The organism is Streptomyces sp. NPDC001970, from assembly GCF_053594115.1.
Window position 1 is genome coordinate 18289 of record NZ_JBSFDW010000013.1, and the last position, 25847, is coordinate 44135.

Consider the following 25847-nt stretch of genomic DNA (forward strand, 5'->3'; position numbering starts at 1 on the left):
CGCTCCCGCTGGGACCGAGGGGCAAGTACGCCATCGTGGCGGCCTCTGCAGACGGACAGCAGGCCACAGGATCGGTGCGGTAGAAGTCCCTGCTCCATCAAGGCGGCTGCTCCCGCCCGCCGCGTACGGCTCCCGCCCGCCGCGTACGGCTCCCGCCCGCCGCGCGCGGCTCCCGCTCGCCGCCGGGCCCGACGCTCCTGTCGTCGTCACCGCTCCGGGCCCGGCTCCGCGAGACGGCAGACCGTCATGGGCGAGACCCGGCCGAGCGAGCCGGACTCACGTCCGCCTCGCCAGGCCTACATCGGTGCCTGGCACCAACACCGGCCTGTGGCTGTCCGTTCCCCTCACGTGCCCGCTCGACCGGAGAGCCGCGCGGAACAACGGGCAGTCACGGTGGCTGGACATGCCGACGGCCCCTCACCGAGTCGGCCGGTCGCGGCCGTTCGACCGCGGTGGGGTGTGGGAGGTGAACCCACGGCGAAATCACCTCCATGACGGATTCCGAGATCGCTCAAGGGGTGGGAGCACCCAGTGAGACTCCGCCGGCCTCCGCTTTCGAGGCCCCGAAATTCCGCCGCCGCCGAGGAACCCGGGCCGGGGTCGACGCGTCACAGGGGTGGTACGGCTTCCACCCCTCACCGCTCACCTCCACTTCGTCACTGCCAGTCCCCGGGGGACCCATGGGTACGTACACCGCACGCGGCGCCGTCAATCTGCTCGTCGTAGTCGCCTTGTGCACCGTCGCAACCGGTGCCGTCGCCGGCTGCGGCAGTGAGAAGGCCGGTGGGCGCGGCACGCAGGTCCGTGGCACCGACCCGGCGTCGGGGTCGAACGTCCGCGCCCGGCAGGTTGCCGATGCCTGGGACGGCTCCAAGGCCGCCGAGGTCTGGGGCAAGGGCTACTACCCGATGGGGGAGGCGGTACTGCTGCCCGAGAACGCCTTCCGCAACGGGGCCGACAAGCTCGCGTACGGGGCCCGGAACCTCGTTCTGAGCGGCGAGCTTCCTGCCACCCCGCAGGAGGACGGGCAGGTGAAGTGGAAGAGCGGAGGCTCGCTCACGTTGCCGCTGATGGATGCTCGGGAGGCGTTCGAGACCCTGGCCGGCGGCAGCAACGACGGACCGCATCTCACCGTGACCGGGGCAAAGCTGGGCGTGATGGCCCTGGCCACCAGCCGTGGCCCGGCGACCGTCCCGGCCTGGCTGTTCACCTTGGAGGGCTACGCCACCCCGCTCAAGCGGGTCGCCCTCAGCCCGTCGGAGTTTCCCCAGCCACCGATCAAGCCGGCCGGCGAGGTGCCCACCGACGAGCTGGCGCCGCTCGGCCGGTTGGTGAGGGTGGCCGGGGACGGCCGGTCCGTCACGGTGGTGGCCACCCATGGAGCCTGCGACGACGGCCCCGCCGTGGACGTGCTGGAGACGGACGGCAGCGTGGTGCTGTCCGCATCCGTCGTCGGGACGAACGACGGTCCCTGTACCGCGGAACTGCGCGGCAAGGAGATGACCGTGAAGCTGGACCGGCCGGTCGGGGTCCGGGTCCTTCTGGACGCGTTTACGGGCCAACCGGTTCCGTACGGGGAGGACGGGGCCGGGTCGAGCCAGGGCTGAACTCGGCGGAGGCGAAGCCGCGCTCTCTGCCCATGGACCTGACGCGGGATGCTCTGTACCGGGCGGAAGAGGCCTTGCATGCGCTCCCGGCTCGGGCGGCGCACCTCGTCCTTCGGTGCGGGGAGGCAGAGGGCCCTTCCGCCGTGGAGTCGGAGCGCAGGTTCGGCCATGGCTTCCTGGCCGGCCAAGCGGGAATCCAGCGGGGCCACTGGGGTGGGATGTGGCTCGCGGGGCAGGGACCGGAATCGCCGGGGTAGTCGTCCAGCGTCCCTTTCCCCTGCGTCGCGAAGAACCACCATGCCGGCAGCACCGTCGCCACGACCGTCGGCAGCAGCGGCGCACAGACCCGCAGGGCCGCGGGCGCGCGAGACGCGAGGCGTCGCCCGGCTGTCCACGCCGTCAGCCCGTCCAGGGCACCACCCGCCACAACGGGCACCAGCGGAGAGTTGAGTGCGAAGCGTCCGCCGGCCTCGTACCCCGCATCGCAGCAGGCGCGCGCCCAGACAGTCAGCTCTCACGCAGTGCAGCCCATCACTGCAGCCCATCAGGGCAGCCCACCAGGGCACCGACAAGCGCCGAGCCTGCCCGGGAGACAGTACGGCCCCGGCTTCACGCTGATCACAAGGGGACGTGACGCCGGGGACGCCGGCCGTCTTTGCAGAAGCCCGTTCGAGGCACCGCTCCGTCCCGTTCCGTTGCCGCCGGCAGCCAGTTGCTTCCACACGGACCGCGCCACGTCGAGTTACCTACTGAGCGGCTGCGATTGCGGAGAGTGAGCATGATCGTAACTCGGCTGTCGTAGCGACCGGTTGAGCTCTCCGCCGTTCGCCCAGCAAAGACACCCCCTCGCGTCAAGTCCCGATTTTTGGGGTCATGACGGTTGCTTCCCGGTTCGTGTCTGCTGATGGCCAGGCCGCAATCACGAGATGGGGCCCCCGCCGAGCCAGTGAAATCGAGGTCGAACCATGAGCACCTTCGTCCGTGCACCGGAAGGTGAAGTGCCCCGCATGACCTATGAGGGTGGCCAAGCACCCCCTGCGAACGCCGACATCACCGCCGCAGAACCGGCCGGAACACCCTATCACCGTCTGGCGCGGACCGGGCTCCACCGCTGGTGGTGTCCGCTGGTGGCCACGCTCGTCGCCCTGGTCTGCTGGTTTCTGTTCCTGACCCCCGCGGTGGACAGACTGATCCAGGTCGCCCTGCTGGCCGGGGTCGAGCCGGGCACGGGCGACACGCTGTTCGCCAATCCTCTGTGGGACAGCGCCGCCGTGCTGCTCATACTCGCGCTGATGCTCCCGGCGGTGGTGATCGCCGCGCGCCTGGTGCAGCGCCGCCCGGCCGGCACCCTGTCCTCCGTGACCGGACGGCTGCGATGGCGCTGGCTGCTCGCCTGCCTGGGGGTGGCCGCAGCAGCGATCGTGCTCCTGTTCGCCCTGGCCATTGCCCTCGACGCCGTATTCGGTGCCGGCGCCGGCGCGTCCGGGTCGACGTCCCCTGTCGTCTGGGCGGGCTGGCCGGCGTTCCTGACCGCTGCCGCGGTGATCGTCCTGCTGGTTCCCTTCCAGGCCGCGGCCGAGGAGTACGTATTCCGCGGCTGGATCCCCCAGGTCTTCGGCTGCTACCTGCGCTCACCCTGGGTCGGGCTCGTCGTGGCTGCCGTGCTGTTCGCCCTGGCCCACGGTCTGGGCACGCCCTGGGGTTTCGCCGACCTGGTCCTGTTCGGTCTCGTCCTGGGCCTGCTGGTGCACCGTACCGGTGGCCTGGAGGCGGCCATCGCCTTCCACGTGGTCAACAACCTCTTCGTCTTCCTCTTCTCCGCCATGTTCGTGGCCGGGCTCGATGACTCCGGTGGTACCAGTGCCGCGGATGCCCCCTGGGTGCTGCTGGCGGCGGAAGTCGTCGTGCTGCCGCTGTACGCGTGGGTGATCCTGCGCCTGAGCCGCCGGTTCCGTATCGCCCGGGTCGCACGCACGGCCTCCGAGCCCGCTCCTCCCCGGGCGGAGCCGCCGGTTGCGGTCGCCACCACGGTCTGAGGATGTACGGAGCAGATGTCGGCGGCGCGGACCCGCCCGCGCCCACCGGCGAGAAGGCCCTCAGCCGATCAAGGCTGAGGGTCTTTGTACGTGGCGACGTCGATTCTCCGCGTCCGGTCGGAGGGCCGGCTACGCACGTCCACCACCTTGGCCGATTGCGCCGGTATGCGGGCAAGACGGCGTATGGGGCGGACGACGACGAGGGCGATGGCGCAGCAGACGCTGATCAGCGCGGCGACCAGCAGGAGTTGGTGTACGCCGAAGAGGTTGCTGGCGGGGCCGGCTGTCGCCTGGCCGAACGGGACGGCGAGGATCGAGCCGGCGACCTCGTAGGCGGCCACCCGGTTGAGGCGGTCCTCGGGGACCTGGGTCTGCACCGTGGTGGCCCACTGGACGCCCCAGAACGCCCAGCCGACTCCGCTCACCGCGTACCCGAGCATGAGCAGCGGCAAGGACGGGACCAGGGCCGCCGCCAGCGGCATCAGCGGGAACAGGAACATCGCGAGCCCGCCGCCCAAGAGCGGGCGGGACGGGCGGACCCGGATCGCGACCAGGCCGCCGAGGACGCAGCCGGCCCCGAAGGCGCCCTCGGCGTAGCCGAACGCCGCCTTGCCGTGCTCGGCGATGATGGAGGCCGCGCCGAGCGGAGTGAGCGGGCCCCAGACGAAGACTCCCAGCACCCACCAGATCAGGATGACCGACCACAGCCAGGAGCGGGAGCGGAACTCGTCCCAGCCGGTACGCAGGTTCGCGAGCGTCGACTCCGACCGGTCGACCTCGAACGGGGGCAGCCGCAGGGCCGCCAGGCAGATCCCGCTGACGGCGAAGGTGGCCGCGTTCACCGCGAACACCCAGGCCGCAGAGGTGGTGGCGACCAGCGTCCCGGCGAGCGCGGGCCCGGCCATCGTGGACATCCCTTGGCTCACCCGCAGCACCCCGTTGGCCTGGTGCGGGTCGGAGGCGATCTGCGGCACCAGGCTGGAGAGGCCCGGGTGGAACATCGCGGTCGCGATCCCGCCGAGCAGCGCCCCGCCGATGATGAACCACAACGGTGGGTGGCCGAGCCCGAGATACACCGCGAGCGAGCCCTGGATCACGCACCGGACCGCGTCCGCACCGATCATGAGCGGCCTGGGATGGAACCGGTCCGCGAACACCCCGCCGAACACGACGAAGAGCGCGAACGCCCCCATCCAGGCGGCGAGCGCGAACCCGACCCCGCTCACCCCGTACCCGAGCGAGAGCATCACGACCGCCATCGCGACCGGGATCATCGCGTCGCCCAGCATCGCCACGATGCGGGCGGTGAAATAGAGGCTGAAGTTCCTGGTCCAGAGGCGGGACGGCGTCGCGGCGACGGACAAGACCATGCGGACATCCTTCTAGGAGCCCGCGTTCCGGACGCCTATGGGGTCTGAGGGGAGCACTTCACGTCAGGGGGGGCGAGCGGCCGGGGAATCCCAGCTCCCGGCTCTTGCAGAACCGTACGTCAGAGCTCCCGACGCGATCATGCTTGGTACCTTTCCGTGACCCGTGACCCGTGACCCGTGACCCGTGACCCGTGACCCGTGACCCGTGATCGCCGTCTGCCGGGTAACGGCTCGTCGCGACGTGGCCCTTGCGCGGAAACCGCGTGGTCGCCGAGCCCGCGGTGCCGGTAACGTCCGGTCTCCCGAACCAGCCGCATCGGCGGCTTCCCATGTGCAGAGAGCGATCCGCATGACCAGCCGGCAAGCGACGACGACCCTGTGGCGCCCCACCGGCCCCAAGGAGCTGGACCTGGTACGAGAGCTGAACTGGCGTGCCTGGCCGCCCCGGTTGCCCGAGCAGCCGATCTTCTACCCGGTTCTCTACGAGGACTACGCGATCAGGATCGCGAGGGACTGGAACGTGAAGCACGACGGTGCCGGGTTCGTCACCCGTTTCCAGGTGGAGTCGGAGTTCTTGAGCCGGTACCCCGTCCAGCAGGCCGGCGGACGGACGATCCTCGAACTGTGGGTGCCGGCCGAAGAGCTGGACGAGTTCAACGCCCACATCGTCGGTGAGATCCAGGTGGTTCACGAGTTCCGCCGAGACGCGGAGGCTTGCTGCCGGTGAGACGCCTTCAAGGGGCCCGAGGTGGTGCCGGAGGTGGCACGGCGGAGAGCGAGCTTCCCGGCCCGTTCACCACCGCTGTACATAGCCCGCCCGCCACTCGGGCGACGGGTCCGAGCCCAGCTCGCTCCAGTACTCTCGGCCGGCGACGATCTTCCCGTCCCGCACGGTCCAGAACGACGCGACGCGGTGCAGCCCCATCGACTCGTGGGGAACCTCCACTTCGGAAACCACGTCCTCGCCGTCCGCGACGATCCGGAGCACCCGGATCGACCACCCCTCCGGGTACTCCGCGTTGATGTTCACGTAGTTGTCCCGGCCCACGATCCGCTCGCCGCTGACCGGCCACTCCACCACCACGTCGTCGGCGAGCAGTTCGCGGACCCCGGTCCAGTCGCGGGCCTGCATGCGATCCCACAAGCGATGAACGATCTTCGAAGGCTCCATGAGGGCATCCTGGCAGAGGCCGTCATCGGTGTCCGGCCCTCTGGTGCGGGGGTGATATGCACCCGTCAAGCGCTGCGGCGGAGTACCGGACAGTGCCGGGCGAGGTACAACAGCGCGGCAGCGGGTGCCCGGCCGGCGCGCCGTGCTGGGAGGGGATCGGCCTGCGCGCCGTGCGGACACGGGGAACACCCGCCGTCCGTGCCCCGCCGGGGCACACCGCACCCGAGAGGAACGGGCAGGGGACCGGGTGCTGTTGCGCACGCCGATTCCGGTGGCGAGGCCTAACGCCCCGCGGGCCCGGCCGGCTTGGGAAGGGGCGCCTGGGCCGGGCCCGTGGGGAGGCTCCGGACGAACTCCTCGCGCGGTTCAGCGGCCCGGGGACGGGGAGTCCGCCTCGAAACGCCGGACGTACCGCCGCTGCCAGGGAGTTTCGACAGCCCGGCGGTCGTAGTGGCGCCGGACGAACGCCACCGCCTCGGTGGCCGGGACCCCGTCCAGGACCGCGAGACAGGCGAGGGCCGTGCCGGTGCGGCCGCGGCCGCCGCCGCAGGCGACCTCGACGCGCTCGGTGGCGGCGCGGGTCCACGCCTCGTGGAGGAGGGTGCGGGCGTCGGCGGGGTCGCTGGGGAGCCGGAAGTCGGGCCAGCGGAGCCAGTTGGCCGCCCATGGGACCTCCGGGGGCTTCCTGCCGAACAGGTGCAGGGCGTACGTCGGCGGGGGACCGGGCGGGAGGGGGCTGCGGAGGGCGCGGCCGCGGACGAGGCGGCCGGAGGGGAGGCGGAGTGTTCCGGGGTCGGCGGGGTTCCAGGGCTCGGTCACCTGCCCCAACCTAGTCGCTCCGCGCCGCCCGCTGGGGCCCGCCGAGGTTCGTGCGGGGAGCCCGACCGCCGTGTCAGTCGACGAGTTCCGCGAGGTCGGTCAGGGAGTCGATGCGCCAGTCCGCCGCCGCGATCACCTCGGGATCGTCGGCCCACAGATGACCCCATGCGCCACGGCGGAGATGCGCGGTGCGCAGCCCCGCCCGTTTGGCGGGGAAGACGTCGTTGACCGGGTGGTCGCCGACGTGAACGGTCTCGTGCGGGGCGGCGCGAGCGACGGTGAGGACGTGGGCGAAGAACTCGGGAGCGGGCTTGGCGACGCCCCATTCGTCCGAGGTGGCCACCAGGTCCGCGGGGATGTCCAGGGAGCGCAGGAGCCGGCCGGCCTTCGCGGTCTGGTTGCCGGCGACGACGACGCGGATACCGCGGGCGCGGATGGCGGTGAGTGCCGGGCGCACGTCCTCGTAGAGGTCGTCCTCGGTGAGCTGCTCGCCGCGGCCGGCGGCCTCGCGTGCGCGGTACTCGGCGCCGATGTCGATACCGGGCCGCAGCAGCCGCAGGGCGTCCGCGCTGTCGCGGCCCTGGGCGGTGACGGCGCCGACGAGCGCGGCGAGGGTGTGCCGGGGGACATCGAGCCAGTCGGCCCAGGAGGCCCAGTAGCGGTCGTCACGGACGAGCGTCCCCCCGATGTCGAAAACTATGGTCTCCGTCACCGCACCCACACTACGGGTGCAGGTTGTCAGTGGGGAGCCGTAGCCTTGTACCCATGTCCCCCAACCCTCGCAAGCCTGGTTCCGTGCGGTCCGCTGCCGTGGTGAATGCGGAGATTCGTGCGCTGTGGGCCCGTTCCGGCGGTCGGCTGTCCGCCGTGGACGAGGCGCGCTACGAGAGGCTGCTGGTGGAGTGGGCCGCGGCGGTCGAGGCCGACGCCGGCGCGGGTGCCAGTGCCTTGGCGCCCGCCGTCGCGGACGCGGCCTGACGGCGTTCCGTATACGACCCGGCCGGCCCCCCGGCCGATCCGTGGATCGGGCGGGTGCCGTCGTCAACGCCACGCCCGGGACGGGGTCGCTGAATGTGCTGGAGGCCGTGGCCCGGGGTGCCGGCGAGTGGAATGGGTGCCGTCGAAGCCGGGTGCGTTGTCAGTGGCGTGGCCCACACTGGAGTCATGTGCCGCAGTATCAAGACCCTCCGCCCGCCCCTCCTCCCGCACGAGGCCACCGAGGACGACGTCAGGGCCGCCGCCCTGCAGTACGTACGGAAGGTGTCCGGCTTCAGGGCGCCCGCCGCGCACAACAGGGAGGTGTTCGAGCGCGCCGTCGAGGAGATAGCGGAGGCCACCCGCGCGCTGCTCGACGGGCTGGAGGTGCGCGGAGCCGGCGCGGCTAAGCGCGTTCCGGAGCCCGCGGACGCCGGATGATGTACGCGGCGAGCGAGCCCGCCGCGAAAAGGGCGAGGACCGACACCGCCACGCCCACCCAGGTCGCGCCCAGCCACTGGCCGCCGAAGTAGCCGAGGCCGACGCTGTAGCCCGCCCACGCCACGGCCGCGAGCGCGGACCAGGGCAGGAATTCCTGCACCCTGCGGTGCGCGGCGCCCGCGCCCAGCGAGACGACCGAGCGGCCTCCCGGCGCGAAGCGGGCGATGACCACGAGCAGGCCGCCGCATCGGTGGCCCAGTGCGGCGCCGAGACGTTCCTGCGCGGTGGTCAGCCGTCGCGACCGGGCGATCGCGCGGTCCAGCCGGGCGCCGCCGCGCCAGGCGAGGTGGTACGCGACGAGGTCGCCCAGCACGGAAGCGGTGGTCGCGCAGAGCAGCAGTGCCAGGAGCGAGGGCACTTCCTGCGGTGGCATCTGTTCCGCGACCGCGACCGCGGTCGCCGACCCGGCGGCGGCTGTCGATCCGGCCGCGGCGGCCGTGGCCGCCGTGATCACCAGCACGCCGCTCGGCAGCACCGGCAGAAAGACGTCGAGGAGTACGAAGAGGGCCACCACGGCGTAGATCCAGGGACTACCGGTCAGCATCCCCACGCTGTCGAGCACCTGGACTCCCCGATTCCGCGAAAGAACGCCGCGACGTCGCAGGGGAGCGGCAGGGGCGGCATGACAGCCATCCAGCGTACGCCTGTGCCCGGCGACCGGACCGGCAGGGTGGGGGCAAGTCGGGCGTATACAGGGAAGACGCCCGCGAGCCCGGGCAGGACAGCGCCGGACCGGGCCCACGGCGACGCAGACGCGAGGTGCTCGCGAGCCGGCCGCTCACGAGCCAGTTCCTCAGGCCGAACCCGGGCCCCGTGGCCGGACGAGCCTGGAGTCCCGGGCCGGCGGAGGGTGATTTGGTGCGGCCGGCCGGCGGAGGGTGACCCGGTGCGGCCGGCCGGCGGAGGGTGACCCGGTGCGGCCGGCCCGGTGCGGGCGCCCCGTGGGACGGACGACCCCGCGGACCGTCGTTCCGGCGTGGATGACGCGGCGCAGGCCCCGCCAGGGCCCGTCAGGCCTCGTCAGGGTCCGGAGCCCCGGCGCCCGGCGTCACGCAGCGACAGCCGCCGCGGACTTCTCGTCCTGCCGCTGCTCCTCGGCCGTCGCACCGCGCGGCGCGAACAGGCCGTCGAGCGCCGCCGCGCCCGGTCCGGTGAAGACCAGCAGCAGGAAGGCCCAGCAGAAGATCGCGGACGCCTCGCCGCCGTTCTGCAGCGGGAACAGCGCCTCGGGCTGGTGCACCGTGAAGTACGCGTACGCCATCGAGCCGGAGGCGATGAACGCCGCCGTGCGCGTGCCGAGGCCGACCAGCACCAGGCCGCCGCCGACGAGCTGGATCACAGCCGCGTACCAGCCGGGCCAGGTGCCGGTGGGGACGGTGCCGCCGCCCATGGCGCCGCCGAGGACACCGAAGAGCGAGGCGGCGCCGTGGGAGGCGAAGAGCAGGCCGACGACGATGCGGAAGAGGCCGAGCGCGTACGGCTGTGCCTGGTCGAGACGTGAGGAAAGGCCACGAGGGGCCATGGGGGACTCCTTCGGTCTGGGGACGTGAACCGACGAGCCCTCAAGTTAGGCAGGCCTAATCAATGCTTGCGAGTTCAACATTTGACCGGTGGCTGCTTTTCATGCGGATTTCACACCGAGGAGACGTGGTCCGGAGCACCGCCCTCGCCACCGCGTCCGCGTCCGACAGCGTCACCGAGTCCACCCCCGGCCGCGCCCCGGCCGCGGTCACCCAGTGCACCCCCTCCGTGGGCACGCCGAGCGCGAACCGGCGCGGATGCGCCCGTCCCTGACGGTCCATGAGGCGGTACGGCCGCTCCGTCACGTCCACGCCCCCGGTCTCGTAGCCGCCGACCGCGTGCGGCCGGCACTGGCCTGTCCGCAGCAGCCGCGCGAGCAACTCGTCGCGGCTGCGCCGCAGGTCGGTCTCCGGAAGCCGGGCCTCGACCAGCGCCGTCGCCGACACCTCCGACCCGGGCACTTCGGGGGAGCCGGCCGTGAAGAGCCCGCCCTCCGTCCGTACGGTCATCCGCGGGCCGACCACCTCCAGCACCCCGGCGTCGATCAGCGCGGCCATCTCCTCGATGCGGCGGCGCGGCGGGCCGATGGAGAGGAACGCGTTCAGCGGCGTGTACCAGCGGTCCAGGTGGTCGCGCCGCGAGGTCCCGGACAGCCCGGCGTGGTCCACGATCTGCCGCACCTCGTTGCGCACGTCGCGCAGGACGTCGAGCGCCGCCTTGACCGGGCCCGCCACATTGCCGAGCGCCGCGTTCTCGGCGTCCTGCCGCAGATGGTCGAGGAGCCAGGCGCGGAACTCCGCGGGGCCGGCGAAGCTCCGACCCCTGTGCGGATACGACACCCGCTCCCAGGACCAGCGGTCGGCCTCCGCGCAGCCGTACGCGTCCAGGACCGCCGCCTCCTCGGGGCTGCCGTGCGGGGCGCCCAGGAAGCGCGCCCGGAAGCCCGGCAGCGGTGATCCCGGCAGCGGTGAGGCGGCCGGCGGTGAGCCCGGCAGCCGCTCGCCCGGCCCGGGTCGCGGCGAGAGCAGCGCCTCGTAGTAGACCGTCTCCACCTCCTTGGCGACCAGCGGCCATATCTCGCCCAGGAAGTCCGGCGGATCGCCCGCGTCCGCGCGCTTGCGGAAGACCGCGATCAGGTCCGGCGTGAGCACCAGGGGGTGGTGGCGGCCCGACGCGCCCTTCGCGTTGTCCCCGCGCGCCTGGTACGGGATCCCGCGCCGCGAGCCCGCGTACAGGCGCGGCTCCCGCCCCGACGGCCGGTACGCCACGCGCTCCCCGTCCCGTACGAACGCACCGCCGCGGCCGGTGGTCAGCAGCGCCATGTGGTCGAAGAAGTTCAGGCCGAGTCCGCGCAGCAGGACCTTCTCGCCCGGGGCGATCGCGGAGAGGTCCAGGTCCGCCGGGTTGGCGGGCGGGAAGTACCGCAGCCCGTGCCGGTCCGCGTACGCGCCGAGCCGGGCGGACGTGGCCCCGGGCGCGACCGGAAGATGCCCCTGCGCCAGCACCACCGCGCTCAGGCCGGCCAGGACCGTGCCGTCGTCGAGCGTCACGCGCTGCGAGCCGTCCTCGGTCTCGTCGAGCCGTACCGCCCGTGCCCGGTGCACCTCGACCCGGACCGTCGGCGGCGCCTGCTCGACGGTCCTGCGGAACGCCCACTCCAGGTAGCGGCCGTATCGGGCCCGCGTCGGGTAGTCGTCAGGACCGAGCCGCTCCTCGCCCTCCCGCGTCGCGGCCCACTCGTACAGGCTCGGCCCCGGGCGTATCGGGCCCTCGCAGCCGACGCTTTCGTCGGTGAAGAGGGTCACCTGGGACGCGACCGTGTTCATCAGCAGCTCGGAGGGCTGGTCCGTGCGCCACACCTGGCCGGGACCGGCGGGCGCCGGGTCGACGACATGAACGGTCAGCGGGGTGTCCGGGGCCAGTTCGGGCACGGAGGCGCAGAGTCTTTCGAGGACCGAGGTGCCACGAGGACCAGCGCCGACCAGGGCTATCGCATGCCGAACTGCGGACAAGACAGTGACTCCCGGGACAATGTGGGGGGTGTGAGGTGCGGGAAGTGGATCGTCCGCATCATCATGCCGTTGCCCCGGCGGGAGCCGAAGAGCCGGAGTGGGGATCAGGTCCCGGTGTGGGCAGAGTCACGGACCATTCGTCAGGTTCCGCTCGTCCACGGTCACGAGGCGCGTATGGGCATGATCCGCCCGCATCCCGTCCGCCCGCGTCCCGTCCATCCGCGCAGAGTCTCCCCGCGTCCCGTCCGTCCGCGCGGAGTCTCCCCGCGTCCCGTCCGTCCGCGCGGAGTCTCCCCGCGTCCCGTCCGTCCGCGCGGAGTCTCCCCGCGTCTCGCCCGTCCGCTTGCGGCCCGCCCGCCCGCCGTCCTCCCGCGCCTGGTCGAGCCGGAGCTCCGCCGAACGCCCGCGCAGGGCCAGCGTCATCAGCTGGTTCCCGAACCACGGCCCACCGGTCCGCCGCCAGTCGATCACCGGTCGCCCCGCCCGCCCGTGCCGGGCCAGGGCGTGGCCGAGCCGCCGCCCCGCCCTGCTCCAGCCGAAGCGGAAACCGAGCCGCACCGAGGAGTGGATCGCGTTGTGGACGGGGGAGCAGGTCAGTTGCAGCACCCGCGCGTCGGGGGCCCCGTCGGGCCACTCGGGCTCCGCCACGTACGCGTGGTGGACGTCCCCGGACAGGACGCACACCGTCGCCGGCGCCGCCGGGCCGCTGCCTGCTTCCGTGATCAGCCGGGTCAGCTTCTCGAACGATCCCGGGAACGCCGCCCAGTGCTCCAGATCCGCCCGTCTGCGCACGTCTTCGCCGAACCGCGCCCACCGCGGGCCCCGCTCGCCCCGGCACAGGGCCGCGTTCCAGCTTTCCGCGTCGTGGATGAGGGGCGGCAGCAGCCAGGGCAGCGAGCTGCCGATGAGGAGGTGGTCGTACGCACCGGGCGACTGCAGGGCCTGGTCGCGGAGCCAGCGCGCCTCGTCCTGGTCGAGCATCGCCCGCTTGTTCTCGTCCAGGACGCGCCCGGCGCGGGTGTCGACCATGACCAGCCGGGTCCTGCCGAAGTCGCGCCGATAACTCCATCGGACGGCGGTCGGGTCGGCGTCGGCCCCCGCGGCGAAGCGCCGCAGCACGTCGGTCCCGTCCGGTGTGTCCCGTACGGCCGCGTAGACCGGGTCCGCGTCCAGCTCCGACGGGGAGAGATTGCCCAGGTGCTGGTAGACCCAGTACGACATCAGGCCGCTGAGCACCCGCTCCTGCCACCAGGCCGTGGCCCGCATCTCGGCCTGCCAGGACGCGCTGGTGTTCCAGTCGTCGATCACATCGTGATCGTCGAAGATCATGCAGCTGGGGACGGTGGACAGCAGCCAGCGGACCTCGGGGTCCAGCCAGGACTCGTCGTACAGCCGGGTGTACTCCTCGTAGTCCGCGACCTCCGCGCCGGGCGGCTCGCGCAGATCGCGCCGGGCGGCCAGCCAGCGCTGGGTGGCCTTGGACGTGGCGTCCGCGTACACCTGGTCGCCGAGCAGAAGCAGCACGTCGGGGCGCTCCGCGGCCGGGTCGGCGGCCAGCCGGGCGGAGAGGGCGTCCAGTGCGTCGGGGCCGATCGGGTCGTGCTCGTCGGCCGGCGGCGCCGCCCAGCGGCAGGAGCCGAAGGTGATCCGCACCGCTTCGGCGGGCACCGAGGGGGTGCGGATCGTGCTCTCGGGGAAGCCGGAGTCCTCGAGCGGCCAGACGCGGCGGCCGTCCAGCAGGACCTCGTACACCGTCGACGAGCCCGGGGTCAGGCCGGTCACGGGGATCAGGGCGTAGTGATGGCCCTCGATCTGGAACGTACGCACCGAGCCGCCGGCCCCGCGCGTGGCGCAGCGCACCTCGGCCGTGCAGGGCCGGTCGGCCTCGATCCATACGGTCGCGCGGTCGCCGGTTTCCCAGTCGACGTACCGCAGCAGTGGTCCCAGGCGCAGCCCGGCTGCCATGTGCCCTCCTCCGTCGCCCCCGTACGGGTCGCCCCCGTACGGTACGGAACGACGGGGGAGGGTAGCGCGGTTCCTGACGGAATTAACAGGTCAGCAGCCGTTGAGGACGGACTGCAGCGCGGACTTCTCGGCGGAGTCCACCGACAGGTTCCAGTAGTACTTCGTGTGCACCCACATGCGGGCGTAGTAGCAGCGGTAGGAGGTGACCGACGGCATCCACTCCGCCGGGTCCTGGTCGCCCTTGGACTGGTTCACGTTGTCCGTGACGGCGATCAGCTGCGGACGCGTCAGGTCGTTGGCGAAGGCCTGGCGCGAGGAGGTGGACCAGGAGTTGGCGCCGGAGCGCCAGGCCTCGGCGAGCGGGACGATGTGGTCGATGTCGACGTCGGAGGCGGCGGTCCAGGTGGCGCCGTCGTACGGGGAGTACCAACTGCCGCTCACGGCCGCGCAGCTGGAGTCCTGGACCACGTTCGAGCCGTCGCGCTTGAGGACGACCTCACGGGTGTTGCAGGAGCCCGACTGGGTGATCCAGTGGGGGAACAGGTCGCGGTTGTAGCCGGTGGAGGAACCTTCCGCCTTGACGGTGAGCGAGCTCAGGTAGGTACGGGCGGTGGAGGCACTGACCGGGGTGGGCGGGGCGGCGCTGGCGGCGGGGGCGCTGAGCAGAGTGGTGGCGCAGGCGAGCGCGGCGGATGCGGCGAGCACGGCGGTGCGGGGCACTCGACGCGCGTAGACACCTGACATGCGAACTCCCGTGGGGGTGGGTGGGGTTGGCCGGTTGCAGGCCCTGGCGGCAGGGCCCGCGTCATCGTGGCGGCGCCAGGTTTCCTGGGGATGGGCGCCAGGTAACAGAGTGGCGACATGAACACGTCACATCAAGGGTTCTGACGCCCTGGTCGAAATCCGCACCACGACCCGCATCGCGACCCGTGCTCCGATCCGCACCGCGACCAGTCCTGGGGTTCTGACGCCCCGGCACATCGGTTCGCACCGCTTAGGGTTGGCGCGTGCTGCTGCCGGTCAATGTCACGTTCGGGGTCGTCCTCGCCGTACTGCTGGCCGTCGCGGCCACCGTCGCGGCCGTCGCCCACCTCGGCCCGGGGCGCGCCCGCGACATCGCCGTGGCGGGGGTGCGCGCCGCGGTCCAACTCGCCGCGGTCTCCCTCGTCATCGGCTGGGTGGTGCACTCCGTACCGCTGCTGCTCGCCTTCCTGCTGCTGATGTACGCCGTCGCCGTACGTACCGCGGGGCGCCGCATCACCCCGAACGGCACCTGGTGGCGCACGGCGCTCCCGATCGGCGCGGGCGTCGCCCCGGTCGTCGGCGCGCTGCTGCTCACCGGGCTCGTACCGGTCAAGGGCATCGCGCTCATCCCGGTCACCGGGATCCTCATCGGCGGGGCGCTCACCGCAACGGTCCTCGGCGGGCGGCGCGCGCTCGACGAGCTCGCCACGCGGCACGGCGAGGTGGAGGCGGGGATGGCGCTGGGCCTCCCCGACCGGGACGCACGGATGGAGGTGGCGCGGGAGGCGGCGTCCGACGCACTGCTGCCGGGCCTCGACCAGACCAGGACGGTGGGCCTCGTCACGCTCCCGGGCGCGTTCGTGGGGATGCTGCTGGGTGGGGCGTCACCGCTGGAGGCGGGGGCGGTGCAGCTGTTCGTGCTGGTGGGGCTGATGGCGGTGCAGGCGGTCGCGGTGGCGCTGGTGCTGGAGCTGGTGGCGCGGGGACGGCTGCACCGGGACTGACGGTGGCGGTGCCGGTCCCGGTGTCGGGCTGTCTTCGTGGTGGGCGGTCTCGGGTCGTGCCGTGCCGGTCCCGGAGCGTGCCGTGCCGGTCTCGGGACCAAGGTCCCTGACGGGGTGGTGTGGGCGTGGCGTACTCTTGTGGACGCAGAAGGGGAGTAGCTCTTCGCCGGAACGTCGACATACTGCCGAGCTCGTCTCGGCCGGCGCCCGGAGGCGGCCGTCATCACCGATGGCCCGCCAGCGAGACCTTCGGCCAGCAGTGACCATGTCCATTCATGGTGCTGCCGAGCCGAAGCGACCCCGGAAACGCGAATCGGTCAGGTCTCTCGGTGCGGCGGCGCCCCACCGATTGAGGAAACCTCACCCGTGCTGAGCTTCACGATCATGGCGATCACCTTCGGCGTCGTCTTTCTCGCCGAACTCCCCGACAAGACGGCTCTGGCCGGGCTGATGCTCGGAACGCGCTACCGGGCCTCGTACGTCTTCGCCGGGGTCGCGGCGGCCTTCGCCGTGCACGTCGCGCTCGCGATCGCGGCGGGCAGCGTGCTGACGCTGCTGCCCCACCGGCTGGTGCAGGCGGTCGTCGGTGTTCTCTTCCTCGCGGGCGCGGCGATGCTGCTGCTGAAGAAGGACGACGATGACGAGGAGTCGATCAAGGCGCCGGCCGACCAGTCCTTCTGGAAGGTCTCCGGCGCGGGCTTCATGCTGATCCTCGTCGCGGAGTTCGGCGACCTGACGCAGATCATGACCGCGAACCTGGCCGCCCGCTACGACAACCCGCTGTCGGTGGGCCTCGGTGCCGTGCTGGCGCTGTGGGCAGTGGCCGGGCTCGGCATCGTGGGCGGCAGGACGCTGATGAAGTACGTGCCGCTGCGGCTGATCACGAAGGTGGCGGCGGCGCTGATGCTGGCGCTGGCAGGGTTCAGCCTGTACGAGGCGATCGCGGGCTGACCTGGACCCTGACGGGCCGCGATGTAGGCCCGTCCGGCGTTCGAGGACGGACAGGCGGGGCGCCCGGCACCGTGGGGCGCCCCGCGGTGCCGGCGTCAGGCTCGAACGTGGAGGCGGATCGAGCCGTCCTCCGCCGCCTCCACCCGTATCCCGGTCAGGTCCTGGACGTGCACGTCCGGCCCGAACGCCGCCGCGCGCGGCCCGACACCGACGACCCGCATGCCGGCGGCGCGGGCCGCCGTGATGCCCGCCTCCGAGTCCTCGAACGCCACGCAGTCCGCCGGGTCGAAGCCCAGCTCCGCGGCACCCTTCAGAAAGCCCTCCGGGTCCGGCTTGCTGGCCCCGACCCGCTCCGCGGTCACCCGCGTCCCGGGAATGGGCAGCCCCGCGGCGCCCATCCGGGCCTGGGCGAGGGCCTCGTCGGCCGAGGTGACGAGCGCGTGCGGGAGTGCGGCGATGGCAGCCATGAACGCGGGCGCGCCCGCGATCGGGACGACGCCGTCGACGTCGGCGGTCTCCTGGGCGAGCAGCTCGCGGTTCTCGGCGTGGTTCTCCGCCGTCGGGCGGTCCGGCAGCAGGAGGGCCATCGTGGCGTGGCCCTGGCGGCCGTGGACGACCTTGAGCGTCTCGTCGGGGTCGAACCCGTGCCGCACGGCCCAGCCGCGCCAGACGCGCTCCACGACGGCGTCCGAATTGACGAGGGTGCCGTCCATGTCGAGCAGGAGGGCGCGGGTGGTCAGTACGGACGGGGTGGGGGTGGCCGGCATCGGCGTTGCTCCAGCTGCGGGGGCGTGGTGGACCAGAGTGGTCCCCGCCCGCCGGTCAGGGAGTGCGAGCGGGAACCACTTTGTTTTCGTACGATACAAAACAAAGTGGTCGGGGCGCCAGTCGCGGCGGTGCGGAGGCGGGTGTGCGGGCCGCTGCGCGGGGCTCTTTCCCCTCCCCGCCCCTTCCCGAACTGGGGGCGAGCCCCCAGGCCCCTGGGCTGGCTGTGCCCGGTGCCGTGTGGGTGGCCGGGTGTCCGTCCTCCGTCCTCAAGCGCCGGACGGGCTTGGTGTGTGGCCAGGATGGTCCGGTGGGCCCGGACGGGCTGGATGAGTGCGGCCGGGATGGTCCGGTGGGGCTGGATGGGCGTGCGCGGTGCCGTGTGGGTGGCCGGGGTGTCCGTCCTCAAGCGCCGGACGGGCTGGATGAGTGCGGCCGGGATTGGTCCGGTGGGCCCGGACGGGCTGGATGAGTGGGGCCGGGACGGTTCGGTGGGCCCGGACGGGCTGGATGAGTGGGGCCGGGACGGTTCGGTGGGCCCGGACGGGCTGGATGAGTGGGGCCCGGACGGTTCGGTGGGCCCGGTGGGGCTGGATGGCTGTGCGGTGCCGTGTGGGTGGCCGGGGTGGTCGTCCTGAAGCGCCGGACGGGCTGGATGAGTGCGGCCGGGGATGGTCCGGTGGGCCCGGACGGGCTGGATGAGTGCGGCCGGGACGATTCGCTGGGCCCCGGACGGGCTGGATGGACGGTCCGGCGGGCTCGGGGCGGGCCTCGTGTGTGGCCGGGGCGGGGCTGGAGATGCGCCCGGTACCGGGCGCATCTCCAGGCGTCAGTCGCCGCGGCCGCCGCGGCCGCCGCCGTTGTTCCAGTCGTCGTCGTCGTTCCAGCCGTCGCCGTCGTACGGGTACTCCGTGTCCGCCTCCAGGGCACGGCGCGTGGCCGGGCCGTAGACGCCTTCGGGGTCGCTGTCGATGCCTCGGTACTGCTGGTACGTGGCGACGGCGTTCTCGACGCGGCCGTCGTAGTGGCCGTGCGGCGGGCCGTCGTAGAGCCGGATCTGGTCGAGGCGCTCCTGGAGCTCGACGACCTCCGCGCCGTTGTCGCCCGGGCGGAGCGTGAGCGGCGCGGCGGAGGTGGCGGGGCTCTGCGACACCTGACCGGTCGCGCGGGTCGTGGTGGACGGGGAGCCGGGTGCGGCGGCGACCGCGGTCCCCGATGCCGAGGCCGTTGCCGAAGGCGATGCCGAGACAGACGCCGACGCCGAGGTCGATGCGGACGGCGACGCACTCGCCTTCTTCGACGCCGAGGGGTCCACGGACGCGTCCGGTACGCCGCTCAGGAACGGCTCCATCGTCTCGATGTCGGGCAGCGCCCTCTCCCCGTCCTCGCCGGCGCCGAGCAGCCCGCCCGCGAACGCGGCGGTCCCGAGCACGGCCACCACGGCCACGGCCGCGACGAGCATGCCGGGGCCGCGCCGTCGCACAGGACCGTCGGGCACAGGACCGTCGGGCACGGGGCCGGCGGCCGGCGCGGAGAGCTCGTACTCGTACACGATCTCCTGCGTGGCCGGGCCGTCCATGGACGCGTCCGGACCCGGACCCGAGTGCCCCACCGCAAACGACTCGGGCGGCGGGCCCGACGCCTCCGGCGGCGACCCCAGCGTCACGTACGGCCTGATGCGCAGCGGATCGAAGTCCTCCGCCTCCGCGATCTCCGCGGAGCGGCCGGCCGAGCGCTCGGCCCGCACCGCGCAGCCGCACACCTCCGTCGGCGGCGTACCGCATTCAGGACATGCCCGTCCCGTCATGGTGGCTTCCCTCCCCTTGCGCTGCCGCCGATTATGCAGCCCCTGTCCAGCCGGGCGACGCCGCGTCCCCGTCCCGAGCCTCGCTTCGGCAGGCCATTACGGGACGGAAAGTTCAGGATGGGAGGACATGGGATGACATGCGAGGGGGGCAAAAGGGACCTGGCGTACGACGAACCCGGTGTACGACGAACCCGGCCGACCGGACCCGAGGAGTGCACATGGCTCAGGTTGGGGGCAACACGGACGTGAACCCCGCCCCGATACCCGGACCCGGCACAGGACGCAGCCGGAGGGCCGTCCTCGTCGCCATCGGCGCACTGCTGCTCGGCCTGCTGCTCGCGGCGCTCGACCAGACCATCGTCTCCACCGCCCTGCCGACCATCGTCAGCGAACTCGGCGGCCTGGAGCATCTGTCCTGGGTCGTCACCGCCTACATACTGGCCTCCACCGCCGCCACGCCGCTCTGGGGCAAGCTCGGCGACCAGTACGGCCGCAAGAAACTCTTCCAGGCCGCGATCGTCATCTTCCTCATCGGCTCCGCCCTCTGCGGAATCGCGCAGGACATGCTTCAGCTCATCGCCTTCCGCGCCCTCCAGGGCCTCGGCGGCGGCGGACTCATCGTGCTGTCCATGGCGATCGTCGGCGACATCGTCACGCCGCGCGAGCGCGGCCGGTACCAAGGGCTGTTCGGCGCGGTCTTCGGCGCGTCGAGCGTGCTCGGACCGGTGCTCGGCGGGCTGTTCACCCAGCACCTCAGCTGGCGCTGGGTGTTCTACATCAACATCCCCATCGGCGTCGTCGCCCTCTTCGTCATCGCCACCGTGCTGCACATCCCGGTGCGCGGGACCCGGCACACCATCGACTACCTCGGAACGTTCCTCATCGCGTCGGTCGCCACCTGCCTGGTCCTCGTCGCCTCCCTCGGCGGCACCACCTGGGCCTGGGGCTCCGCGCAGATCATCGGCCTCGCCGTCCTCGGGGCCGTGCTGCTCGTCGCGTTCGTGCACGCGGAGCGACGCGCGGCCGAGCCCGTGCTGCCGCTGAAGCTCTTCCGGGTCCGCACCTTCACGCTCGTCGCCGTCATCAGCTTCGTCGTCGGCTTCGCGATGTTCGGCGCGATGACCTATCTGCCGACCTTCCTGCAGGTCGTCCAGGGCGTGTCCCCGACCCTGTCCGGTGTGCACTTGCTGCCGATGGTGTTCGGGATGCTGCTCACCTCCACCGCGTCCGGCCAGATCGTCAGCCGTACGGGACGGTGGAAGGTCTTCCCGATCGCCGGTACCGCCGTCACCGCGATCGGGCTGCTCCTGCTGCACCAGCTGCAGGTGAACACGCCGGTCTGGGAGATGGGCCTCTACTTCTTCGTCTTCGGCGCCGGGCTCGGCCTGGTGATGCAGGTGCTCGTGCTGGTCGTGCAGAACGCCGTGCGTTACGAGGACCTCGGCGTCGCGACCTCCGGGGCGACCTTCTTCCGTTCCATCGGGGCGTCGTTCGGTGTCGCGCTCTTCGGCACCCTCTTCACCAGCCGGCTGAGGGACAACCTCGCCGACGTCTTCGCCGGACGGCCGATCCCGCCCGGCACCGGTCCCGATCAGCTCGCCGCCGATCCGCGGGCCCTCACCGAGCTCCCGCCCGGCCTGCGGGCGAGCGTCCTGCAGGCGTTCTCCACGTCCATCACGGATGTCTTCCTGTACGCGGCCGCGGTCGTCCTCGTCGCGTTCATCACCGCCTGGTACCTGAAGGAGGACAAGCTGCGCGGCTCCGTCACCGCGCCCGAGGTCAGCGAGATGCTCGCCTCCAACCCCGTCCAGCGCTCCTCGTACGACGAGTGCGCCCGCGCGCTGTCGGTGCTGGGGTCGCGCGAGGGCCGCAAGGAGATCTACGTGAAGCTCACCGCGAAGGCCGGTCTCGACCTGATCCCGGCGGCGAGCTGGCTGCTGCTGCGCATCAGACGGCAAGGCAAGGTCGAGCCGTCCCGGCTCGCCGATGTCACCCCCGTACCGCTGAAGACGATCACGCAGGCGTCCCGGCAGGTGGAGGAGCGAGGTCTGGCCCGGCGCGAAGGACTGTCGCTGATCCTCACCGACAAGGGCGACGAGGCGGCGGGGAGACTGGCGACGGCCCGGGAGGAGTCGCTGGCCGAGCTGCTCGGCGACTGGTGGGGCCCGGACCGGCCCACGGACCTGGTCCAGCTGGTGAAGGAGCTCACCGCCGAACTGTGCGGTTCGGACGGCGAACGCCCGTACAGCGGCGAGCCGCACCGCGACCACCAGGCGTGGCACCAGGAGCACCCGCTGAGGAGGTGAGGGGACACGAAGGACGTGTGGGAACACGAACGACGTGTGGGAACACGAACGACGTGTGGGAATACGAACGACGTGCGGGAACACGTTGTGGGAACACGGACGACGTGAGCGAGACGCATTCCGAACTGCCCTGACATAACGGCGCATTGCAGCCGCGCGGTCCGTTCATCAACGGCACATGTGTCCATCCATCGCCGTACGCCGCGCCGCCATTCCGCCGTTCGACGCTCACGCTCGGCAATCGCCATGTTCCCGACAGTGTTCCACTGTTCCCGACCGTGAGGAGACTTCATGAGACGGCATCGCCCCGTCCGGTCCGCCGCGCTCGTGCTCGGTACGGCGCTCGCCGCACTCACCACCGCTGCCGTGCCCGCAGGAGCGCAGGCCGACTCCTCCCGTGCGCTTCCGGCGGTGACGCCCCGGGCGGAGGCGCCCACGCTCTACGACGACCCGGCGGGCGGCAACGCCAACGCGGACGACCCGGCGATCTGGCGCAACGCCGCCGACCCCGACCGGAGTCTGGTGATCGCCACGGCGAAGGAGGGCGGACTGCGGGTCTACGACCTCGACGCCCGGCCGGTGCAGTCGATCGCGGCGCCTCCCGCCCCCGGACCGGACGATGCCCCAGGGCGTTTCAACAACGTCGACCTCGTCCACGGGCTGAAGCTGTCGGGCGGGCGCGCCGATCTGGCCGTCGTCACCGACCGCGGGCACGACCGGCTGCGGGTGTACCGCATCGCCGCCCCGGGCCGTCGCGGCGCCCCCCTCACCGAGATCACCGACCCGTCCGCCCCGCCGGTCTTCTCCGCGGACCAGGACGAGATCAACGAGCAGACCACGGCCTACGGCCTCGCCACCTGGACCGACCCGGCGACCGGCCGTGCGTACGCCCTCGCAAGCCGCCGCAACCGCACCGGCGTCGCGCTCCTCGAACTTGTCCCGACGCCCGCCGGCACGGTCACGTACCGCAAGATCCGCACCATTGAACTGCCGTCCGCCTTCCGCCTCCCCAACGGCACCTCCTGGACCCCGTGCGCGGAGCCGGGCGAATTGCCGCAGGTCGAGGGCATGGTGGTCGACCCGGCCAACGGCGTGCTCTACGCGGGCCAGGAGGACGTCGGCATCTGGCGCATCCGGGCCGACCTCACGGGCACGCCGAAGCTCCTCGACAAGGTCCGCGAGTTCGGCGTCCCCGGGACGTACGACGAGGAGACCGAGGAGTGCACCCCGGGCGCCGACCCCGGCTACGGCGGCAAGCGCCTCGCGGCCGACGTCGAAGGACTGGCCCTGCTCACCGAACCCGACGGCGACGGCTACGTGCTGGCCTCCAGCCAGGGTGACGACACCTTCGCCCTCTACGACCGCGAGCTCTCGGACGGCAACGAGTACGAGGGCGGCTTCCGCGTGACCGCCGCGTCGGCGAGCCTGGACGGCTCCGAGGAGTGCGACGGCGCCGCCGTCCTCAACGCCCCGCTCGGCAGGCGCTACCCGCACGGTCTCCTCGTGGTCCAGGACGGCCACGACACCCCGGGGGACGGCGAACGCGAGGCCACCGGCTTCAAGTTCGTGGACCTGGGTGAGGTCATGGACCGCATCGACGACTGACCCGCACGGACGGGGCCGCACACCGCCGGGGTAGGGGTGTGCGGCCCCATGCGTCCGACCTACAGGTCCTTGCCGTACCAGATCTCCATGTACGGACCTTCGCAGTACGCCGGGATCTCCGCGTAGCCGTTCCGCACGTACAGCGTGCGCGCCTCGACGAGATCGAGCCGGGTGTTGAGCACCATCCGCCGCGCCCCGAGCCCCCGCGCCGCCTCTTCGAGCGCGCCGAGCAGCACACCCCCGCCGCCCGTGCCGCGGAAACCAGGCCGCACGAACACGCGCGTCAGCTCCGCGGTCCCCGCGTCCAGCATGAGCACCCCGCCGCAGGCCCCGGCCTTCCCGTCGTAACGCCCGACGACGAACTCCCCGGTGGGGGCGGAGAGTTTCTCCACCCCGTCACCGGCGAGTCCGTCGTCGATCTCCGCCCGGGTCGCGGGCCGCTTCCAGTAGCGGCTCGCGACCTCGTCGTAGTAGTCACGGCGCAGGGCGGTGGCGGCGGGGGTGTCGAAGCGCTCGGGGCGTACGGACCAGGTCGTCATACGACTCTCTGTACCTGATCCGTACGCCGTCGGGCGAACGATTACCGGCTTTCTGAAACCTGCAGGCCCGCGGAGGCCATGGCGTCCTGGACCAGGTCGTGGACGTCGCTCGGGTCGATCAGTCCTGACGAGGGGTGGGGCTTGTGGTTGTCGTCCTTCTTGCAGACGGTGACGGTGGAGGGCTGGTAGGTGTCGTCACCGGCGAAGGTGGCGGTGTAGCAGGTCTCCTTGTCCTTCTTGCCGTCGGCCTTGCAGGTGGCCTTGCCCTTGCTGTCGGTCGTGTCGGTGCACAGCGGGGTGGAGTCGGTGGTGAACTCGATCTCCTTGCCTTCCAGGGGCTGGCTCTCGGCGGTCAGCTTGGCCTTCAGGGTGAGGCCGTCCTTGCCCAGGGCGTCCAGGTCGTCCTTCCCCTTCCCCTTCTTCTTCTGCACCTTCAGGGTCAGGGTGGTCGGGGTCCGCTCCGTAGTGGGGACGTTCCCGATCGCGATGCCCTGTGGACCGTCGCCGACGGGGATGGGGTCCCCGATGACGGTGTTGGTGGCCGTGTCGATCGCCAACACGCTGGCCGAGAAGGTGCTGCTGACGTAGGCACGGGCACTGTCCGGGGTGATCGCCACGCGCTGGTCGCCCCCAGGGAGGGGTACGGTGTCGACGATGGCGTTGGTGGCCGTGTCGATCACCGTAAGCGTGCCCGAGGGGCTGACGACGTAGACGCGGGTGCCGTCCGGGGTCACTGCCAACCCAAGGGGGCTGACGACGGAGATGGTGTCGATGACCGTGTTGGTGGCGGTGTCGATCACGGACACCCGGTTGCCCGTGTTCGGCTCGCTGCTGGTGACGTAGACGCGGGTGCCGTCCGGGGACACCGCGACGTCATCGGTATCCACGCCGATGGGGACGGTGTCGACGACGGTGTTGGTGGCCGTATCGATCACCGTCACGTCGTTCGTTTGGAAGTTGGCTACGTAGACGCGGGTGCCGTCCGGGGTCACCGCCAAGCCCTGCGGGTTGCCGGCGAGGGGGATGGTGGCGATGACGGTGTTGGTCGCGGTGTCGATCACCGCGCCTCCGTTGGTGTAGACGCGGGTGCCGTCCGGGGTCACCACCAAGTACTGGGCGCCGGCGTTCGGGATGGTGGTGGTGACGGTGTTGGTGGCCGTGTCGATCACCGGCACGTCCCCCGCCGCGACGTAGACGCGGGTGCCGTCCGGGGTCAGCGCCACGTCACTGGGGCCTTCGCCGGCGGGGATGGTGGCGATGACGGTGTTGGTCGCGGTGTCGATCACCGACACGGTGGACGACTCTAGGTTGGCGACGTAGGCGAGGGTTCTGGTCTGCGCGGCGGCCGGGGTGGCCATGGCGAGCGGGACGGCCAGGCCGGCCAGGACCGCCACTCCCGCCACCCAGGCCCGTAGCGCCACCCACCACGAACCGCCGCCCCCGGGACTTCGCCGCGTACTCCTCCGCCCCGGCGCCCCCGATATTGCGATACCCGACATCAATACCTCCTGCTGTGCACGCACCGATGCGTTCCAGTGCTCCGGATGGAGGCGGCGATCGATGCCCTGTCGTGGACGTCCGGGATCGCCGCGGCGATGATGATCGCCGCAGCCGACGCTAAGTGCCGTGATCAGTCCGTGCCTGCTCAAAGCCCGTGAATGAGGCCGTACGGACGAGTCGAATACCCCATCGGCCCCATCGGCCCCATCGGCCCTCGTGGTCACCCGTCCGCGGGCGGACAGCAACGCGCCCCCGGCGCTGATGGCCGGAGGCGCGTCATCACCGCATCACCGCGAACGTCAGGCCTGCTTGGGCGCCGCCTGCTGCACGACCTCGAAGGACCACAGGGTGGAGTCGGCGGCCGCGGGCTTCGGGCGTTCGCCGCCCTCGCCGCCGCCTCCTTGGTGGGCCGCCTTCATCGGGCCCTCCATCCAGGCATGGAAGGATTCCTCGTCGCGCCAGCGCGTGTAGACGAGGTAGTTGTCCGTGCCTTCGACGGGGCGAAGCAGCTCGAACCACTCGAAGCCGTCCGAGGACTCCACGGCGCCCGCGCGGGAGGCGAAGCGCTTTTCCAGGACCTCGCGGCGGTCGGCGGGGACCGTCAGTACATTGATCTTCACGATGCTCATCGGGGCAGGATATGGGGGTG

At 72.0% G+C, this 25847-nt stretch carries 23 protein-coding genes; 9 read left to right on the forward strand and 14 right to left on the reverse strand.

Annotation, left to right across the window (positions count from 1 at the left end; all coding sequences use genetic code 11):
• Positions 1 to 680: 680 nt before the first annotated feature.
• Complete coding sequence (locus ACWCP0_RS17730) at positions 681 to 1607, forward strand: hypothetical protein (RefSeq protein ID WP_451079720.1); 927 nt, start codon at positions 681 to 683, stop codon at positions 1605 to 1607.
• 1007 nt (positions 1608 to 2614) lie between these two features.
• On the forward strand, positions 2615 to 3643 hold the full coding sequence (locus tag ACWCP0_RS17735; protein ID WP_451079721.1) for a CPBP family intramembrane glutamic endopeptidase: 1029 nt from the start codon (positions 2615 to 2617) through the stop codon (positions 3641 to 3643).
• Between the two features lie 68 nt (positions 3644 to 3711).
• Here the strand turns inward: ACWCP0_RS17735 and ACWCP0_RS17740 are convergent, their stop codons facing one another.
• Positions 3712 to 5013 (reverse strand): MFS transporter, encoded by a 1302-nt coding sequence (locus ACWCP0_RS17740; protein ID WP_451079722.1) that lies wholly within the window; start codon positions 5011 to 5013, stop codon positions 3712 to 3714.
• Between the two features lie 349 nt (positions 5014 to 5362).
• Between ACWCP0_RS17740 and ACWCP0_RS17745 the strand changes: the two genes are divergently transcribed.
• Positions 5363 to 5740: a hypothetical protein gene (locus tag ACWCP0_RS17745; protein ID WP_451079723.1), complete on the forward strand. Its 378-nt coding sequence runs from the start codon at positions 5363 to 5365 to the stop codon at positions 5738 to 5740.
• Between the two features lie 66 nt (positions 5741 to 5806).
• Here the strand turns inward: ACWCP0_RS17745 and ACWCP0_RS17750 are convergent, their stop codons facing one another.
• From ACWCP0_RS17750 to ACWCP0_RS17760, 3 genes are all read right to left on the reverse strand, one after another.
• Positions 5807 to 6184, reverse strand: coding sequence for a nuclear transport factor 2 family protein (locus ACWCP0_RS17750; protein ID WP_451079724.1), 378 nt, complete (start codon positions 6182 to 6184; stop codon positions 5807 to 5809).
• 366 nt (positions 6185 to 6550) lie between these two features.
• Positions 6551 to 7003, reverse strand: coding sequence for a protein-tyrosine phosphatase family protein (locus tag ACWCP0_RS17755; RefSeq protein ID WP_451079725.1), 453 nt, complete (start codon positions 7001 to 7003; stop codon positions 6551 to 6553).
• Positions 7004 to 7076: 73 nt separating this feature from the next.
• Positions 7077 to 7715: an HAD family hydrolase gene (locus ACWCP0_RS17760; protein ID WP_451079726.1), complete on the reverse strand. Its 639-nt coding sequence runs from the start codon at positions 7713 to 7715 to the stop codon at positions 7077 to 7079.
• 53 nt (positions 7716 to 7768) lie between these two features.
• On the opposite strand from ACWCP0_RS17760, the gene ACWCP0_RS17765 reads away from it, so the two are divergent.
• Both ACWCP0_RS17765 and ACWCP0_RS17770 read left to right on the forward strand, forming a co-directional pair.
• Entirely contained in the window at positions 7769 to 7981 is a 213-nt protein-coding gene (locus ACWCP0_RS17765) for a hypothetical protein (RefSeq protein ID WP_451079727.1), read from the forward strand.
• Between the two features lie 186 nt (positions 7982 to 8167).
• On the forward strand, positions 8168 to 8419 hold the full coding sequence (locus ACWCP0_RS17770) for a DUF2277 domain-containing protein (RefSeq protein ID WP_451079728.1): 252 nt from the start codon (positions 8168 to 8170) through the stop codon (positions 8417 to 8419).
• On the opposite strand, the gene ACWCP0_RS17775 is transcribed toward ACWCP0_RS17770, so the two are convergent.
• From ACWCP0_RS17775 to ACWCP0_RS17795, 5 genes are all read right to left on the reverse strand, one after another.
• Positions 8385 to 9041, reverse strand: coding sequence for a DedA family protein (locus ACWCP0_RS17775; RefSeq protein WP_451079729.1), 657 nt, complete (start codon positions 9039 to 9041; stop codon positions 8385 to 8387). The genes ACWCP0_RS17770 and ACWCP0_RS17775 overlap by 35 nt on opposite strands.
• Positions 9042 to 9527: 486 nt before the next feature.
• Positions 9528 to 10001 (reverse strand): DoxX family protein, encoded by a 474-nt coding sequence (locus ACWCP0_RS17780; protein WP_451079730.1) that lies wholly within the window; start codon positions 9999 to 10001, stop codon positions 9528 to 9530.
• A gap of 55 nt (positions 10002 to 10056) precedes the next feature.
• Positions 10057 to 12012 (reverse strand): FAD/NAD(P)-binding protein, encoded by a 1956-nt coding sequence (locus ACWCP0_RS17785; protein ID WP_451079731.1) that lies wholly within the window; start codon positions 12010 to 12012, stop codon positions 10057 to 10059.
• A 126-nt stretch (positions 12013 to 12138) separates the two neighbouring features.
• Positions 12139 to 13977, reverse strand: a complete 1839-nt coding sequence (locus tag ACWCP0_RS17790) for an alkaline phosphatase D family protein (protein ID WP_451079732.1) — start codon at positions 13975 to 13977, stop codon at positions 12139 to 12141.
• 90 nt (positions 13978 to 14067) lie between these two features.
• Positions 14068 to 14721: an HNH endonuclease family protein gene (locus ACWCP0_RS17795; RefSeq protein ID WP_451079733.1), complete on the reverse strand. Its 654-nt coding sequence runs from the start codon at positions 14719 to 14721 to the stop codon at positions 14068 to 14070.
• A 263-nt stretch (positions 14722 to 14984) separates the two neighbouring features.
• Here ACWCP0_RS17795 and ACWCP0_RS17800 point away from each other — a divergent pair, with 263 nt between their 5' ends.
• A complete protein-coding gene (locus ACWCP0_RS17800; RefSeq protein ID WP_451079734.1) occupies positions 14985 to 15725 on the forward strand; it encodes an ABC transporter permease in 741 nt (246 codons plus the stop codon).
• Between the two features lie 366 nt (positions 15726 to 16091).
• A complete protein-coding gene (locus tag ACWCP0_RS17805; protein ID WP_351232064.1) occupies positions 16092 to 16676 on the forward strand; it encodes a TMEM165/GDT1 family protein in 585 nt (194 codons plus the stop codon).
• A 95-nt stretch (positions 16677 to 16771) separates the two neighbouring features.
• On the opposite strand, the gene ACWCP0_RS17810 is transcribed toward ACWCP0_RS17805, so the two are convergent.
• Both ACWCP0_RS17810 and ACWCP0_RS17815 read right to left on the reverse strand, forming a co-directional pair.
• The gene (locus ACWCP0_RS17810; RefSeq protein ID WP_451079735.1) at positions 16772 to 17443 is read right to left on the reverse strand and encodes an HAD-IA family hydrolase; all 672 of its coding nucleotides are present in this window, start codon (positions 17441 to 17443) and stop codon (positions 16772 to 16774) included.
• 827 nt (positions 17444 to 18270) lie between these two features.
• On the reverse strand, positions 18271 to 19248 hold the full coding sequence (locus tag ACWCP0_RS17815; protein WP_451079736.1) for a peptidoglycan-binding domain-containing protein: 978 nt from the start codon (positions 19246 to 19248) through the stop codon (positions 18271 to 18273).
• Positions 19249 to 19466: 218 nt separating this feature from the next.
• Between ACWCP0_RS17815 and ACWCP0_RS17820 the strand changes: the two genes are divergently transcribed.
• Both ACWCP0_RS17820 and ACWCP0_RS17825 read left to right on the forward strand, forming a co-directional pair.
• A complete protein-coding gene (locus tag ACWCP0_RS17820) occupies positions 19467 to 21554 on the forward strand; it encodes a DHA2 family efflux MFS transporter permease subunit (protein WP_451079737.1) in 2088 nt (695 codons plus the stop codon).
• Between the two features lie 291 nt (positions 21555 to 21845).
• Entirely contained in the window at positions 21846 to 23159 is a 1314-nt protein-coding gene (locus ACWCP0_RS17825; protein WP_451079738.1) for a phytase, read from the forward strand.
• A 59-nt stretch (positions 23160 to 23218) separates the two neighbouring features.
• On the opposite strand, the gene ACWCP0_RS17830 is transcribed toward ACWCP0_RS17825, so the two are convergent.
• The 3 genes from ACWCP0_RS17830 to ACWCP0_RS17840 form a co-directional block, all read right to left on the reverse strand.
• The gene (locus ACWCP0_RS17830; RefSeq protein ID WP_451079739.1) at positions 23219 to 23698 is read right to left on the reverse strand and encodes a GNAT family N-acetyltransferase; all 480 of its coding nucleotides are present in this window, start codon (positions 23696 to 23698) and stop codon (positions 23219 to 23221) included.
• 41 nt (positions 23699 to 23739) lie between these two features.
• The gene (locus ACWCP0_RS17835) at positions 23740 to 25119 is read right to left on the reverse strand and encodes a hypothetical protein (RefSeq protein ID WP_451079740.1); all 1380 of its coding nucleotides are present in this window, start codon (positions 25117 to 25119) and stop codon (positions 23740 to 23742) included.
• A 378-nt stretch (positions 25120 to 25497) separates the two neighbouring features.
• A complete protein-coding gene (locus ACWCP0_RS17840) occupies positions 25498 to 25827 on the reverse strand; it encodes an antibiotic biosynthesis monooxygenase family protein (protein ID WP_451079741.1) in 330 nt (109 codons plus the stop codon).
• Between the last annotated feature and the right edge of the window lie 20 nt (positions 25828 to 25847).